Source organism: Streptomyces sp. NPDC019224, from assembly GCF_040632605.1.
GTDB lineage: Bacteria > Actinomycetota > Actinomycetes > Streptomycetales > Streptomycetaceae > Streptomyces.
Genome location: NZ_JBEYCF010000004.1, coordinates 177904 through 193435 on the forward strand (window position 1 = coordinate 177904; position 15532 = coordinate 193435).

The 15532-nt window shown below is 73.6% G+C and carries 11 protein-coding genes; 1 reads left to right on the forward strand and 10 read right to left on the reverse strand.

The window, feature by feature from the left end; genetic code table 11:
* Positions 1-12: 12 nt before the first annotated feature.
* From ABZ564_RS04530 to ABZ564_RS04565, 8 genes are read right to left on the reverse strand one after another with little or no spacing between them, the layout of a single operon-like run.
* On the reverse strand, positions 13-882 hold the full coding sequence (locus ABZ564_RS04530) for a 4'-phosphopantetheinyl transferase superfamily protein (protein ID WP_360849285.1): 870 nt from the start codon (positions 880-882) through the stop codon (positions 13-15).
* A complete protein-coding gene (locus ABZ564_RS04535; RefSeq protein ID WP_360849288.1) occupies positions 879-1124 on the reverse strand; it encodes a phosphopantetheine-binding protein in 246 nt (81 codons plus the stop codon). The genes ABZ564_RS04530 and ABZ564_RS04535 overlap by 4 nt, the downstream gene beginning before the upstream one ends.
* On the reverse strand, positions 1121-3010 hold the full coding sequence (locus ABZ564_RS04540; protein ID WP_360849291.1) for an HAD-IIIC family phosphatase: 1890 nt from the start codon (positions 3008-3010) through the stop codon (positions 1121-1123). The genes ABZ564_RS04535 and ABZ564_RS04540 overlap by 4 nt, the downstream gene beginning before the upstream one ends.
* Before the next feature lie 7 nt (positions 3011-3017).
* Entirely contained in the window at positions 3018-4031 is a 1014-nt protein-coding gene (locus tag ABZ564_RS04545; RefSeq protein WP_360849294.1) for a 3-oxoacyl-ACP synthase III family protein, read from the reverse strand.
* Positions 4028-7009, reverse strand: coding sequence for a beta-ketoacyl synthase N-terminal-like domain-containing protein (locus tag ABZ564_RS04550; protein WP_360849297.1), 2982 nt, complete (start codon positions 7007-7009; stop codon positions 4028-4030). Before ABZ564_RS04550 ends, ABZ564_RS04545 begins: the two co-directional genes overlap by 4 nt.
* Entirely contained in the window at positions 7009-7329 is a 321-nt protein-coding gene (locus ABZ564_RS04555; RefSeq protein WP_360849300.1) for an acyl carrier protein, read from the reverse strand. The genes ABZ564_RS04550 and ABZ564_RS04555 overlap by 1 nt, the downstream gene beginning before the upstream one ends.
* 15 nt (positions 7330-7344) lie before the next feature.
* Complete coding sequence (locus ABZ564_RS04560; RefSeq protein ID WP_360849303.1) at positions 7345-9111, reverse strand: acyl-CoA dehydrogenase; 1767 nt, start codon at positions 9109-9111, stop codon at positions 7345-7347.
* Positions 9108-10922, reverse strand: a complete 1815-nt coding sequence (locus tag ABZ564_RS04565) for a fatty acyl-AMP ligase (protein ID WP_360849306.1) — start codon at positions 10920-10922, stop codon at positions 9108-9110. The genes ABZ564_RS04560 and ABZ564_RS04565 overlap by 4 nt, the downstream gene beginning before the upstream one ends.
* Positions 10923-11086: 164 nt before the next feature.
* On the opposite strand from ABZ564_RS04565, the gene ABZ564_RS04570 reads away from it, so the two are divergent.
* Positions 11087-12052 (forward strand): ACP S-malonyltransferase, encoded by a 966-nt coding sequence (locus tag ABZ564_RS04570; RefSeq protein WP_360849309.1) that lies wholly within the window; start codon positions 11087-11089, stop codon positions 12050-12052.
* A gap of 70 nt (positions 12053-12122) precedes the next feature.
* On the opposite strand, the gene ABZ564_RS04575 is transcribed toward ABZ564_RS04570, so the two are convergent.
* Entirely contained in the window at positions 12123-13718 is a 1596-nt protein-coding gene (locus tag ABZ564_RS04575; protein ID WP_360849312.1) for a PQQ-binding-like beta-propeller repeat protein, read from the reverse strand.
* Positions 13719-13846: 128 nt separating this feature from the next.
* Positions 13847-15451, reverse strand: coding sequence for an AMP-binding protein (locus ABZ564_RS04580; protein ID WP_360849380.1), 1605 nt, complete (start codon positions 15449-15451; stop codon positions 13847-13849).
* Positions 15452-15532 lie beyond the last annotated feature (81 nt).

Below are 15532 nucleotides of genomic sequence, written 5' to 3' on the forward strand. Positions count from 1 at the left end.
CCGCCCCGCGCCTCACGCGCCGGCGCCCCCGTCCCCGCCCTCCTCGTCCAGCGCCTCCGTGATCGCGTCCACGCAGTCCTGGTCGAGCATCGTCGTGACATGGGCGTCCTGCAGCTTGCCGAAGCCCGCGTCGTACACCGCCGCGCTGACCACGTAACCGTCCTCCAGCGGGAAGGTGCGGAAGGTCCACTCCTCGCCGGTGCCCGGAGTACCGTCGGGCCGCTGCACGCGCACCGGCCGGCCGTCCGGGCCGAAGCCGAACTCGGTGAAGCGGAACTGCATGCCCTGCCCGATCGCCTTGCTGTACGCCTCCTTCAGCGTCCACAGCCTCACCAGCGCGCCGTTGCGCTCCTTCTCCGGCATCCCGGACAGCAGCACCGCCTCGTACGGCGTACAGATGTGCCGGACGAGCCCGCCGCCGTACATGTCGCGGTCGGCCCGCTCGGCGTCCACGCCGATCAGCCCGCAGGTGGTCAGCCCCACGAGCAGCAGGTCCTCGGTGTGGCTGAGGCTGATGTCGATCTGGTCGCAGCCGCGCAGATACGGGCGCCCGGTCGGTCCGTACGCCAGCTCCAGGTCGGCCGGCTCACTGGCGAGCACCGCTCCCGCCGCGTGCTTGAGCAGCATCCGGGAGGCCACGTACCGGTTGCGTACGTCGGAGTGGGTCAGGTCCAGATAGCGCGTCCAGTCACGGCCGAGCAGCTCGCGCAGGTCGTCGCCCGCGGGCACGGCGGGCTCCAGGTCCTTCAGCCACGCGTAGGCCAGGGCGCTGCCGTGCGCGGCGAGGTCGTCCCTGACCCTGTTCCACGAGTCACCCCCGGGAACCACGGCGACGGGCTCTCCGAGCGGTGAGCCGAGCGTGACACTGCCCGGGGCGGTCATCCGTACTCCTTCACGAGGGTGTGAATGTCCCGGAGGCTCTGCGCCTCCAGCAGACGGTGCACCGGTACCTGGTGGCCGGACTCCTCCAGGAGCACCAGCAGCCGGAGCAGGTTCAGCGAGTCCCAGCCGGGCACCTCGGTGAGGGCGAGGTCGGCGCCGGCGGGGTGCTCCACGTCCAGGCCCAGGTCGTCGCCCACGATCCGCAGGAACGCGTCGAGGCCCGTCAGGTCGTCGGCGCTCATCGGGGTGCCTTTCCGGACTCGGTGACACGTATGTGGCCGGGGACCTCCGGCAGCACCGTCAGATCGTGGCGGTACTCCGAAGCCCCGTCCCCGCGCTCCCCGGCCCCGGGAAGCCGACGGGCGACGAACCCACAGGACGGATAGAGGTCCCGGGCCCGGTGATTGCGGGCGGTGGGTGCGTAGCGGGCGTCCACGGCGCGCAGTCCGAGGCGCCGGGCTCTGCTCAACAGTACGGCGAGGAAGGCGCGTTCGACGCCGCGGCCGAGCACCCGGCAGCTGAGCCACAGGTTGTCCAGCCGCCAGTGCGCCGCGGACCGGCTGATCAGCACCGCGCCGACCAGCCCGTTGTCCCCGAACCGGTCGGCGGTGCGGGCCACCAGCACCTCCCGTTCCGCGTCGGCGGCCAGGTCCGTCACGGCCGCCTCGGTGAGACCGCCCCCGGCGAGGTTGAACTGGTTGGTCCGCAAGGTCAGCTGCGAGATCCGGGCCGCCTCGTGCGGGCGCGGCGGGCCGACCTCCAGCCGTACGTCCAGGGCGCGCAGGAACTCCTCGTGCGAGCCCGATCCGGCGTGCAGTTCCCGGCGCTCGCGGCGGGCCCGGTACTCACCGGTCCGGGCCCGGTCCTCCTCGGTCAGGCTCACCGTGTCGAACCAGCCGTCCGCGAGCAGCCGCGCGATGTGCGTCGCGGGCTCCCCGTCGAGCGGCACCACGGCGACCCCGGGCAGGCCGTGGCGCACCTGCGCCCGCTCGGCCGCCGAGTCGTCCGCGAAGACCAGGGCGTCGGTCGCCAGGTCCAGCTGCGCCGCGATGTCCGCGAGGTTGCCGTCCTTCGGGTCCCAGTTGGCGTTGACCGCCACGAAGTCCCGCTCGCGCAGCACCAGATCGGGGTGGTCCGCCAGCACCCGGGCCACCTCCGCCGCGTCGTTCTTGCTGCTCACCGCGAGCAGGACGCCCTGGGAGCCGAGCTGCTTGACGCAGGTCTGGAAGGCGCCGAAGGCCTCCCCGCGCAGGGTGCCCGCGGCGGCGATGCCGTCGGGCCCCTCCTCGGCGAGCACCCCGTCCCACAGCGTCCGGTCGAGGTCGAGCACCAGGCATTTGCGGGTGGCGCCGCGCAGGGACCGTGCCAGGTGGGCGACTTCCCTGGCGTACCCGGCCAGCAGTTCGGCGCCGAGCCGCACCTTGGCGTACCGGGCCAGGCGGGCGTCGGTGACCGGGCCGCCGTCGGCCGTCAGCGGGTCGAGGTCGATGACCACCAGGGCCGGTGAGCACTCGGTGAGCCGCAGCAGCCGGGCGTTGAACTCCCGCCACACCGCCCCGAGCCGGGCCCGGGAGCGGTGGTCGATGAGCTGTCTGCTGTACGCGAGGGGCAGCGGCAGGGTGTTGAGGACCAGGGTGCCCGGCGCGGCGCCGGCCAGCGCGGCGCACCGGTCCAGCACGTCGCCGGCCGCGGCTTCGACGTCCTCGGGCCGCCACACGCCGGGGACCTGCTCGAAGACCGTCTCGGCGTCCAGCAGGCACAGGGTGAGGTCGGGGGCGGCCGTGTGCAGCTCGCTCATGGGGTCGGTCAGGTCGCGCAGGTACGTGCCGTGCTCGCCGAGGACGGGGCGCAGGAGCAGCCCGTGGCGGGCCAGTTCGCCCCGGAGCGGGTCGAGGACCTGGCCGACGGTGGACTGGCCGGTGACGGCGACCGTGACGACCGGGGTCGCCGGATGGTGGGCCAGCACGGCCTCGGGGTCGATGCCGTCGAGCAGCCGGCCGGCCGCGGCGGTGTCCGCCCGCACACAGCCGGGCTCCTCCTCGGCGAGGGCGGCGGCGACCTGGTCGTACGCCTTCTCCAGCAGCCCGCGCCTGCGCAGGTCGCGGAGGTGGTCCAGTCCCGTGGTCATCGCCACCTCACACCTTCTCCAGGGCGAACCCGGCTCGGATCCACCGGCTGGACTCCACGCACAGGCCGAGCGCCCGGTCGCCCTCGGCGAGTTCGGGCACCAGCCGGTCGAGCTGGAGGAACGGCAGGGCGTTGCCGGTGTTGCCGGTGTCGGCGACGCAGGAGACCTTCCGGGCGGCGCAGTCGGGCAGCCGCTCCACGATCCGGGCGGTCATCCGCTCGGAGAGCTGGGGCGGCAGCAGGAATCCGATGTCGTCCAGGCTCCAGCCGAGGCCGCCGAGCAGGTCCCACAGGATCTCCGAGGCGATCGGCGGCACATGCTCCTCGATCGCCTTGTAGTCCTCGGCGAGCATCGGCCGGTCGGAGTCGCGGTCGGTGGTGCCGTACCAGTCGAGCAGCTGGCCGGGCCGCCGGCCGCGTCCGGTCCAGGAGTTGAGCACGGACCGCACGGCGATCCGCTCGCCCTCGGGTTCGGCGGTGAGGACGGCGGCGCCGGCCCCGTCCCCGAACAGGACGTAGTTGACGAGCTCGTTGGTGGGGATCTTCGCGGCGTCCTGCCGGGGCGACAGGAAGCGGTGCGTGACGTCACCGCCGATGACGAGCCCGGCGTGCCGGCCGCCCGCGATCAGGCTGCGGCCCAGATCGAGGGCCTGTACGGCGCCGGAGCAGCCGGCCTGGATCTGGTAGACGGGCAGATGGTCGAGGCCGAGCCGGTCGGCCACCTCGGTCGCGGTGGTGGGCAGCAGGGTGTCCGGGGTCGCGGTCGCGAGCACCAGGAACTCGATGTCCGCGAGCCCGATCCCCGAGGCCCGCACGGCCTGCGCCCCGGCCTCGGCGCACAGGTCGGCCAGCGAGCCGTGCACCTCGCCGGTGGCCGGGTCCCAGCCGAAGTAGCGGGTCCGGGTGCCGACGAAGAGGTCGATCCACTCCTTGCTGGCACCGAGCATCTTGGCGAGCGTGGTGTTGTCGACCGGGTCGCCGGGCAGTGCCGTGCCGGTCGCGGCGATGTGCACGTCGGTCATGCCGACCTCGCCATGATCACGCCGTCCAGGAACTCGGCCAGCGAACCGACCGAGCGCAGTGCGGGCAGCATCTGCTGCACGGATACCTCACCGACTCTCGGGAGCCGGGCCTCGACCCGGTTCTTGAGCTGCATGATCATCACCGAGTCGAAGCCCAGGTCCTCGTGGAAGCGGGCCTCGCGCACCACGCGTTCCGTGGGGTAGCCGCCGACCTCGGTGACGGCTTCGACGACCGCGACGAGCACGGGGTCCTCGCCCCCGGTCCCGCGAGCCGGTTCGTCACTCTCTGTTTCACGTGAAACGACGGGGCCGGGGGCGGCCTCGGACCGCCGTGGAGCGTCGGGCCGCCCGGCGGCCACCGGCTCGGCCGGGGCCGGCGGCCGGTCCCAGTAGCGCTGGGCGGACGAGAAGAGGTACGGGCCGAGCGGTTCGGGCACCCGGTGCTCCGGCGCGTACAGCTCCTCCCACTCCGGGTCGAGTCCGCAGCGGTACAGCGCGGCGACCGTCTCCGCCAGGTCCCGGCCGGTGCCCTCGGGGCCGGGCGCCGGGTGCAGGAGCTCGGCGCCGCCCAGGCTGCCGGCGCGGGCGGCGATCCGGGTGAGCTGGGGCTGCGGACCGATCTCGATCAGGTGGGTCGGGGCGATGTCGCGCACGAGGGCGCCGAGCGCCGCGTCGAACAGCACGGGCTCCCCGGTCTGGTCCGCCCAGTAACCGGCGTCCATCGGCTCGTCGCGCAGCATCCGCCCGTACCGGGTCGACGCCACCGGCAGCGCGGCGGGCGCGCATCGCACGGGGGCGGTGCGCAGTCCGGCGGCGACCGGGGCCATCAGGGCGGAGTGGAAGGCGTACGGGGAGGCCAGCTCCCGGGTCCGGATGCCGAGGCCGGCCAGCTCCTCGCCGATCCGGGCCAGGGCGTCCAGCGGGCCCGAGAGCACGGTGTCGGCGGGCCCGTTGAGCGCGGCGGCCACCACCTCGGGCTCCGCCGCCAGGGCCGGGGCGAGCACATCCGGACCGGCCGCCGCGGTGATCATCCCGCCGCCCGGGGGCAGCGCGGCCGTGAGCCGGGCCCGCCGGACCACGAGACCGGCGGCCTCGTCGAGCGCGAGGACCCCGGCCGTGACGGCGGCCGCGTACTCGCCGAGGCTGTGGCCGAGCACGGCGGCCGGAATGACGCCCAGCTCCGTCAGGGTGCGGGCCAGCGCGTGGCCGACGGCGAACAGGGCGGGCTGGACCAGCTCGGGCCGGCCGCCCCACTCCTCACCGCCGAGCACCGCCTCGCGCACCGAGGCGCCCAGGTGCGCGGCCAGCGCCTCGTCGGCCGCGTCGAAGTGGCGGCGGTAGGCCGGGGACTCGCGGTACAGGCCCGCCGTCATCGCGGGGTACTCGCTGCCCTGGCCGGTGAAGAGGAACGCCACCACCGGGCGCCCCCAGGGCCGGTCGGCGGCGGGCCGCATCTCCCCCGGGGCGGGGGTGCGCAGCGCGACCGCCCGGCGCAGCCCCTCCACGAGTTCCCCCGTGTCGCGGGCGGTCAGCGCGAAGCGGTGCGGCAGACCGGTCTTGACCCGGTTGCTGCTCCGGCACAGGGCCGCCGCCCCGCCCTTCGGCCGCGCGGCGATCGCGTCGGCCTGGGCGGCGAGGTTGCGGCACAGCGCCTCCGGGGTGTCGGCGCTGAGGGTGAACACGCCCGCCGCACCGGCGTCCGCGCGGGCCCGCGCGGGGACGGCGCGCAGGGACCGGGGGGCGCTCGCGAGGACGGCGTGGGCGTTCGTACCGCCCATGCCGAAGCTGCTGACCCCGGCGATGTTCTCGCCGCGCGGCAGCCGGGCCGGGGACTTCAGCAGGCGCAGACCGCGCTCGCCCAGCCGCAGCCGGGAGTTCTCGCGCTCCGCGTAGAGGCTGGCGGGGACGATGCGGTGGTGCAGGGCCAGCGCGGTCTTGATGAACCCGGCGATCCCGGCCGCGCCCTCGGTGTGGCCCAGGTTTCCCTTGACCGAGCCGATCGCGCAGGGGGTCTCGCGCGGGACACCGTGCACCGAGCCGAGGGCCGCGCACTCGATGGCGTCCCCGAGCACGGTCCCGGTGCCGTGGGCCTCGACGAAGGCGACCTCGGCGGGGCTGACACCGGCGCGCCGGTAGGCGGCGTTCAGGACGCGCTCCTGGGACCAGCGGTTGGGGGCGATCATCCCGTTGCTGCGGCCGTCCTGGTTGACGGCGCTGCCGCGCAGCACGGCGTAGATCCGGGCGCCCTCGGCGAGCGCGTCCTCCAGCCGGCGCAGCACGACCAGGCCGACGCCGTCGCTGCGGCCGATGCCGTCCGCGTCGGCGCTGAACGGCTTGCAGCGCCCGTCGGCCGCGGCCAGGCCGAGCTGCCCGTAGACCAGGCCGAGCGAGGGCGAGAGCACGACGTTGACCCCGCCGGCGAGCGCGGTGTCGCACTCCCCGGCGAGCAGCGAGTTCGCGGCCAGGTGGACGGCGACCAGCGAGGAGGAGCAGGCCGTGTCGACGGCGAGGCTCGGACCGTTGAGGTCGAAGTGGTACGAGATCCGGTTGGCGGCCATACCGGCGCTGCTGCCCGAGCCGAGCAGCGGGGTGACCTGGGCGAGGTCGCTCATGGTCATGCGCCCCCACTCACCGCCCATCACGCCGACGAACACACCGGTCCCGGTGCCCGCGAGTCCGCCGGGCGCGCACCCCGCGTCCTCCAGGGCCCGCCAGGCGCAGGGCAGCAGCAGCCGCTGGTGCGGGTCCATCGCGGCCGCCTCGCGCGGGGTGATGGAGAAGAAGTCGCTGTCGAAGACATCGGCGTCGTCGATGAAACCGCCGCTGTCGCCGACCGCGGGGAAGTCCCGCGCCTCCCAGCGCTGTCCGGGGACGGGCCCGATGCCGGCCCTGCCCCCCACCAGCAGGTCCCAGTACGCCTGTACGCCCGCCGCTCCGGGGAACGTGCAGTCGATCCCGACGACGGCGATGTCCCCCATCAGCCCTGGTCCCGCACGGGGGCCGCGTCCGCCGGGGCGTCCGGCAGCACGGCGGTCAGGTGGCGGACGAGGCTGGTGACGGTCGGGAAGTCCCACAGCAGGGTCGGCTCGACCTCCAGGCCGAACTCCTCCTCCAGGTCGCCGCAGAGGCTGAGCGCCGCCACCGAGTCCATGCCGTACTCGGCGAGCGGCACGGCCGGGTCGATCGTCTCGGGCGCCCGCCGCAGGTAGAGCGAGAGGCGGGCCGACAGCCACTCGTACACGCCGTCGGCCTTCGCGGTGTCGGCGGCAAGGGTGTACCGGCCGGTGGGGATGGTCATGGCGGACTCCTTCGGTCAACCCGGGATCGGGGTCGAGTAGAGGTCGTAGCTGGTCCGGGTGGAGAAGCGGAGCTGAACCTCGTGCCTCAGGCGCGTCTCGCACTCCGGGGGGAGGGCGGCGACCCGCGTGCCGAGCCGCCCGCAGATGCGGTGCAGTGCGGCGGCGGCCCAGGACGGGTCGGCGAGGAACGGGTCGGGGCCGTAGCGGGCCTGGTCCCAGACACCGAGCACGGCGGCCCCGGCGAGCAGCAGCGTGTACCGGTCCATCAGGGCGAACCTGGCGGGCTGGGCGCTGGTGGCCGGTCCGGCCGCCTCCAGCCGGAGCACCCGCCCCCGCACGTCCCGGAACTCCTCGACGAGCAGCCCCGCGAGAGCGCGCAGGGCACGCTCCACGGGGCCGTGCCCCTCGATGCGCGCGGCGACCGCGAGCAGCGAGGCGCTGAGCGAGTCCCGGCCACAGGCCAGGGCGAGCCGGTCGGTGCGCAGCGGCGGCAGGTCCCCGTCCAGCCGGAAGAGCCCGGCGGGCGCCTCGTCCTCGGTGAACCAGGAGCGGCGGGCGAGCCGGGGCATCTGCGGGATGACGGTGGCCTGGCAGGCGACGGTCCCGGCGTGCCCGAGGCTGAGCACGGGCACGTCCCGGACGTGCTTCTGGAAGATGCCCCGGGTGCCCTCGCGGGTGTAGAAGTCGGAGCCCAGGACGATCGACAGGTCGTACATCGTCTCGCCGAGGACGCGCGGCATCAGGTACTTGAGCGCCGCCGAGGTGACGCTCGTCTCGGCGGGCAGCAGGTGCAGGGCGCGGGCGGCGACCACCGCGAGGGCGTCGTAGAGCAGCAGGCTCACGAAGGCGTTGGTGAGGGCCGCGCCGGTGCGGGTGTTGTCGGTGCCCCGGCCCTGCCAGCCGCCGGACCGCTCGCGGTCGATGCGGACGGCGGTGCGCAGGCTGGTGTCCAGGGCGGCGACGGCGGTCGCGGCGATCAAGGTCCGGCTGATCTGGAAGGAGCGCAGCGCGGTCTCGATGCCGCTGCCCTCCGGCCCGAGGAGCGCGCTCCCGGGCACCGGGCAGTCGTCGAACTCCACCCCGGCGAACCGGCATCCGCGCAGCCCGACCGGGGTCCTGCGCGCGGTGACCGCCGCGCGGGCGTCCGACAGCTGCTCCGGTTCCAGCAGCAGCACGGAGTGGCTGCGGCTGCCCGGGGCCGGGTCGGTGCGGCAGAACAGGACGAGCGCCCCGGCCCGTTCCAGGTTGTTGACCAGCGGCTTCCCCCCACTGATCAGATAGCCGCCGGGGCCGCGCCGGGCGGTGACCTGGCTGCGTACGAAGTCGTTGCTGTGCGCGGTCTCGTGCTGGGCGATGGCCGCCCGGCCGCCCGCGCGGAGCAGCCCGGCCAGCCATTCCCGCTGCCGGTCGCTGCCCGTCGCCCAGACGTCGGACGCGGCCATGAAGGTGGTCATGCCGTGCCCGATGGCCAGGCCCACGTCGCGGCGCATCACCGGGCGCATGACCCGGACCAGGGTGTCCATCGCGTCGAGGCGGCCGCCCAGCGAGCGCGGCACGTACTCGTCGACGATGCCGAACTCGTCGAGCAGCGCCTCCCCCGCGGCGAAGGGCACCGCGGCCCGGTCGGCTTCGAGGAGCGCGGTGTAGCCGGCCGGGTTGGCCGGGTCGGAGGGGTCGCCGAACAGGTCCTCCAGTTCCGCGACCCGGGCCCGGGCGGCGCTCTCGCGCCGCCGTGCGGCCGTTTCGGAGGGGTGCGCGGGAGCGGTGGACAGGGTCGTCACCACCGCCTTCCTCCGTCGGCTCCCTCCGGCCGCAGCAGGTCGCCTCCGAACAGCACGTCCTCGGCGCGGGCCAGCGCCCACACGTCCGGGGTCAGCACCTCGTACTCGCCGCGCACCACACCGTCCAGGAACAGCGTGCGCATCAGGGTGCGCTGGACCTTGCCGCTGCTGGTGCGGCGGACGGCGCCCGGGCGCACCAGCAGGACGTTGCCGGCCGGGATCTCGAATTCCTGGCCGATCAGGGCCTGGATCTTCTGGGCGACCGTGCGCAGTTCGGTGCTGCTCGCGACGCCTCGCACCTCCTGGACGAGGACCAGGTGCTCACGTCCCGCGTCCACGGAGAACGCGGCTCCGGCGCCGAAGGTCAGGGCGGGGCTGACGGTCCGGGCGGCCCACTCGACGTCCTGCGGGTAGACGTTGCGGCCGTTGATGATGATGACTTCCTTGAGCCGCCCGGTGACGAACAGCTCCCCGTCGACCAGCATGCCGAGGTCGCCGGTGCGCAGGAAGTTGCTCTCCTCGTCGTTGAGGCTGGCGCGGAAGGTCCGCACGGTCTCGGCGGGCCGCCGCCAGTAGCCCCGGGCGACGCTGTAGCCGCGTATCCAGATCTCGCCGACCGCGCCGGGCGGCAGCTCGTGGTGGGTCAGCGGGTCCACGATCCGTACGTCGGCGTCCACGGGGACGCCGCAGCCCACGAGGGTCCGCCGGCGGGTCTCCGTACCCGCGACCGCGGCCCGGTCCTGCTCCAGTTCCGCCTGGTCGAACTCCGTGCGGACGTACGGGGTGCCGGGCTCGCCGCCGGAGACGACGAGCGTGGCCTCCGCGAGGCCGTAGCAGGGGCGCAGTGCCTCCGGCCGGAAACCGGCGGGCGCGAACCGCTCCGCGAAGGCGTCCAGGCTCTCGGCGCGCACGGGCTCGGCGCCGTTGAGGGCGAGCCGCCAGCGGGACAGGTCGAGCGCGGCGATCTGCTCGTCCTTGACGCGGTGGACGCACAGGTCGTAGCAGAAGTTGGGGCCGCCGCCGACGGTGACGCCGTACTCGTCGATGGCCTGCAGCCAGCGCAGCGGGCGCTTGACGAAGGAGAGCGGGGTGACCTGGACGCTGTGGCTGCCGAGGTAGACCGGGTGCAGCAGGTGCGCGACCAGGCCCATGTCGTGGAAGTAGGGCAGCCAGCTGCCGAAGACGTCCTCGCGGGTGGTGTGCAGCAGCTTCTGCAGGCTGCCCTGGTTGGCGAGGAGGTTGCGGTGCGAGACGGTCACGCCGCGCGGCTCGGAGACCGAGCCGGAGGTGTACTGGAGGAAGACCAGGTCGTCCGCGCGGGCCGCGACCGGCCGCCAGACCTCCGGGTCGCCGATCTCGGGCACGTCGGTGACCAGGCACTCGGCGGTGGACCGGGTGTTGCGGGCGAGCCAGAGCGCGACCTCGGGCGCGGCGTCGGTCTCGGTGAGGACGACGGCGGCACCGGTGTCCTTGAGCACGGCCGTGGTCCGGTTGAGCCGCTTGTCGCGGCCGGCCTCCCCGGGCAGCGGTACGGGGACCGCGACGGCTCCCGCGTACAGGCAGCCCGCGAAGCCCTTGAGGAACTCCACGGTCGAGGAGTAGGCGAGCAGCACGGGCTGCTCCGCCACCCCGTAGCTCTGGAGGCAGGCGGCGATCCGTCTGGCCTCCCGGTCCAGTTCTCCGTAGGTGAGGTGCTCGGCCACCGGACCGTCCGCGGTGTCACGGAGGAAGACGTGGACGTCCTCGTCGGCGAGTTCGGCCGTCCGGGCGCGGAGCAGTTCGGTGAAGGTGGCGAAGCGTGACTCTGTCATCCGCGGCATCCCCTCGCGTCTGCGGGCCCGTGGATGTGCGGCCCTCGTTCCCGCCGATCCTCCGCAAACGTCCTTGCGGCTCGCTTGCGCGCCCCGGCGCGCGCCGCCGAATCAGGGGGCGGCAGGGGTGCACCGAGGGAGGGGGTACGGGTGACGCTCGGCCCATGGACACTCACACCGAACCCGCAGAGGCGACGCGGACGGCGATCGTCTTCCCCGGCATGCAGCCGACGGCCTTCTCCGAGGTCTCCCGGTTCATGCTGGTCAACCCGTACGCGCGCGAGCTCTACGCGCTCGCCGACGACGCCCTCGGCTACCGGCTGGCCGACCGCTACCAGCGGACCGAGGGCGACTACTCGCTCTACGGGCAGATCTCCTTCGTGGTGAACTGCCTGGCCCTGGCGCGCTTCGCCGGTGAACGGCTGGAGGTCGTCCCGTCCCATGTGACGGGCCCGAGCTTCGGCGCCCGCGCCGCCGCCGTGTACTCCGGGGTACTGGACTTCACCGACGCCGTGACGATGACCGCCCGGTTGGCGGACACGATGGAGGACTACTTCGCCCGGGAGCACCCCGCGCTGGTCACGCAGTCGATGGCCCGGGTGCCCCAGGAGGGCGTCGAGGAGCTGCGCCGGGAGCTCGAGGAGCGCGGCGAGTGGAGCGACATCGCCTGTGTCGTCGACCACGACTTCACGATGCTCACCGTCCACGAATCGGTCCTGGACTGGCTCCAGCGCCGTATCCGCGCGCTCGGCGGGATGGCGATGTACACGATGAAGCCGCCGATGCACTCGTACCTCTTCGACGGGTTGCGCGACCGGGTCGACGAGGAGATCTTCGCGGGGATGACCTGGTCGGACCCGCGGCTGCCGGTGATCGCCGACCAGGACGGCCGCACGGTGACGACGGGCGCGGGCGTGCGCGGGATGCTGCTCGACGGCTTCGTACGCACGGTGCGCTGGCCGGACGTGGTGGCCTCGCTGAAGGCGGCGGGCGTGGGCCGGCTCTGTGTGTCCGGCGCGGACGGGCTGTTCACCCGGGTCGCGTGCACCACGCGGAACTTCCGGGTGATGCCGGTGACGCCCCGGTCCGCGATGCGGCCGGTCCGGCGCCGGATGCCGGTGGCGGCCTGAGAGCCGCTGTACGACGGCGGAAGGGGCCGGTGCGAAGGCACCGGCCCCTTCCCTTTCCCTCGTGTGCCGGTTACCTGCCGTCCACCGTGAAGGCGTAGAAGGTGCCCTCGGTGCTGCTGCCGGTGGTGCCGGCGCCGTCGGCGAACCGGGCGTAGCCGTTGCCCCAGTAGACCGTGCCGTCGACGACCGCCGGGCCCGCGTTGGAGGAGTACGGGGCGGCGAACTCCCACAGGTACGCGCCGGTGGCCGCGTCGAACGCGTACATGTGGCCGCTGGTGGAGCCGCCGAAGACGACGCCGTTCGCGACGGTCAGGGCGCCCCAGGCGAATCCGTCGGTACGGTCCGCGACCTGCCAGATGATCTTGCCGGTCTGCGGGTCGAGCGCGGCGAAGGAGCTGCGGTTGGTGGTGGTGCCGTCGGCCAGCTGGTAGTCCAGCTTGTTGAAGTTGGCCTCGGCGATGTAGATCCGCTTGTCGTCGTTGGCGGTGCCCCACTCGATGCCGCCGACGTGTCCGCCGGGGCCGGCCGCGGCGCTCCAGACGACCTCACCGTTGGCGGCGTCCATCAGCCAGTACTCGCCGCTCTTCTCGCCCGCGCCGATGACCTTGCGCGCGCGGCCGTCCGCGCCCTTGATGGTGAACAGGTGGGCGCCGTCACCGAAGTCGTAGTCGTAGCCCGGGTTCGGCGGGCAGTTGTTCGGCGGGAGGCCCGGGATACAACCGGTGTTCCAGGCGTCGAACCGCTTGGCGCCGGTGTGCCACTTGATCCGGCCCGTGGTCATGTCCAGGGCCAGGACCGTGTCGACGTAGTTGTCCTCCTGGTAGCACTCGGCGGGGGTGCCGCCGGCCGTCTGGCAGTCGGAGACCTCCTTCGGGACGGTGTAGTTGTTGCCGGTGGTGAAGTACACCGTGTTGGTCGCCGGGTCCAGCGCCGGGGTGCCCCACACGGCGACGCCGCTGTAGCCGCCCGGCTGTCCGCCGTTGTCCGGGGTCGTGAACTGCCGCCACAGGACCCTGCCGGTGGTCGCCGAGATGGCGTTCACGCTGCCGCGGAAGGTGCAGCAGGGGTACGTGGGGTCGTAGGCGCCCTCGGACTCGCGCGAGGAGACGCCCTGGTAGATGACGCCGTTGTGGACGACCGGCGACTGGGTCAGCACGGCCTTGTACTGCTTGTCGATCTCGCGGGTCCAGATCTTGTTGCCGGTCTGCGCGTCGACCGCCATCAGGACGGCCTTCGTCCAGTCGGCTATGTAGACCCTGCCGTTGACGACGGTCGGGCTGGAGCGGGAGACGGACGCCTCGTCGCCGGTGTACTCGGAGACCTTGTGCGACCAGATCTGCTGGCCCGTCTTCGCGTCGATCTTGTGGAGGTAGCCGCCCCAGTCGGGGAAGTACACCGCGCCGCCCACGACAGCCGGCGTCGCGGACACGTCACCGTGGGTCGCGTACGTCCACTTGGCCTTCAGCCGGCTCGCGTTGTCCTTGGTGATCTTGTACTCGGCCGGCGCGGAGCGGCTGTTGGCCAGGTCGTGGCCGCCGGTCGGCCACTCGGTCTGTGCCGTGCCCGCGCTGGAGGGGGCCATACCCAGCGTGGTCGCCATCAGCGCGGCGGCGAACAGGGTGAACCTGCGGGCCGTCTTCCGCGACGGCCGGGGTCTCGTGAACATGACTGGCTGTCCTCCTGAGGACGGTGGTGAAGGTGGTGACAGTGATGTCTGTGGGGTCTGTGGGGGCCGCAGGGCCGGGGAGCCCTCGGCCGCGGGGCCGTGACGGCCCTCGGGCCACCGGCTCCGGCTCACGCGGCGCGCGCGGTCACCGGCGTGGGTTCCGGCGCCTTCGTGCCGTGCCGTTCCGTCGCGAGCGCGGTCAGCGCCAGCCGGTCGGTCTTCTTGTTGGTGTTGAGGGGGAACTCGTCCAGCCGGTGGTAGTGGCGCGGGATCAGCTGCGGCGGCAGGACCGCCGCCAGGTCGCGGTGGAAGTCCCTCGGGGCGCGCTGCTCACCGAGGTAGAAGGCGACCAGTTCGGTGCTGTTGGCCACCGGTACGCCGACCACGACCGCCCCCGTCACCGGGGACGCGGCCCGCAGCGCGTGCTCCACCTCGGCCAGCTCGACGCGGTAGCCCTGCACCTGCACCTGGGAGTCCATCCGGCCCAGGTACACCAGCTGGCCGTCGGCGAGCCGGCGGACCCGGTCGCCCGTGCGGTACCAGCGCAGCCCGTCCCGCTCCAGGTACTTGCCGCGGCCGTCCTCCGGGTCGAGGTAACCGGCCGACAGCTGCGGCCCCGCGAGCCAGAGTTCGCCCTCGTCCGCCGCCTCCTCGCCCCGCTCGTCGAGCAGCAGCTCCGCGTGGCCCTCGTGGAGCAGGCCCAGCGGGACGACGCCGTTGACGCCGAGCCGGGTCGACTCCTCGGGCGACCAGCGGTGGCGGTGCGTGGTGATGGTCATCTCGGTCGGGCCGTAGACGTTGATCACCGCGGAGCCGGGCGCGGCCCGCTGCCAGGCGTCGGTGTCCTCGAACTGCAGGGCCTCGCCGCCGAAGTACGTCCAGCGCAGCGTGGGCATCGAGCCGGGCAGCAGCCGGTTGGTGCGCCGGGACAGCGAGATCACGCTCGGCGCGGAGAACCACACGGTGATCCCGTGCTCCGCGACGAAACCGGGCAGGTCGCGGTACGCGTGCGGGGGCACCGAGACCAGCGGGGCGCCGGCCGCCCAGGCGCACCACAGGTCCGACACCGCGGAGTCCCAGTTGAGGCCGGCGGCCTGGGAGAAGACGTCGTCGGCCGAGAAGTCGTACCAGGCGTCCATCAGCGCGAAGTAGTGCGCCATGTTGCCGTGGGTGAGCCGGACCCCCTTGGGGCGTCCGGTCGAGCCCGAGGTGAACAGGATGTACGCCACGTCCTCGGGCGCCGCGTCCCGGGGCTCGGTCAGCGCGGTCTCCGGGCCCGCCACCAGCGGCGGCAGCCCGGTGCCCTCGGCCAGGGCCCCTGCACCGGCCTCTCCCAGGTGAGGCGCGAGCACGGGCAGGCCCCCCAGCTCCGCCCCCGTGCCGCCGGCGAGCAGGGCAGCGCCCTCCTCGTCGACGACCAGGGCGGAGACCTCGGCCGCGCCCAGCATCGAGACGACCTTGCCGGCGGGGAAGTCGGCCGGGATCGGGACCGCCGGCAGGCCCGCGTAGAGGCTCGCCAGGATGCCGACGTACGCGGTGGTGCTGCGGCCGGTCAGGACGCCGATGGCCGTGGGGGGTCCGCCGGGGGCGGCCAGCAGGGCGCCCGCCCAGGCCAGGGCCGTCGCATGGGCCGTCGCGTAGTCCACGGTGTCCCCGCCCACCCGGACGGCGACCTTGTCCGGGGACTTCTCCAGGCCCCGCAGGAAACGTGCGTGCAGCGCCTTCGACGCCATTGATTCCATTTCCGCTCCTCATTTCCCCGGAGTACTCCGGGAGTGCTCCGGGAGAACTCCCGAAAGTTTCCCGGGCCTTTC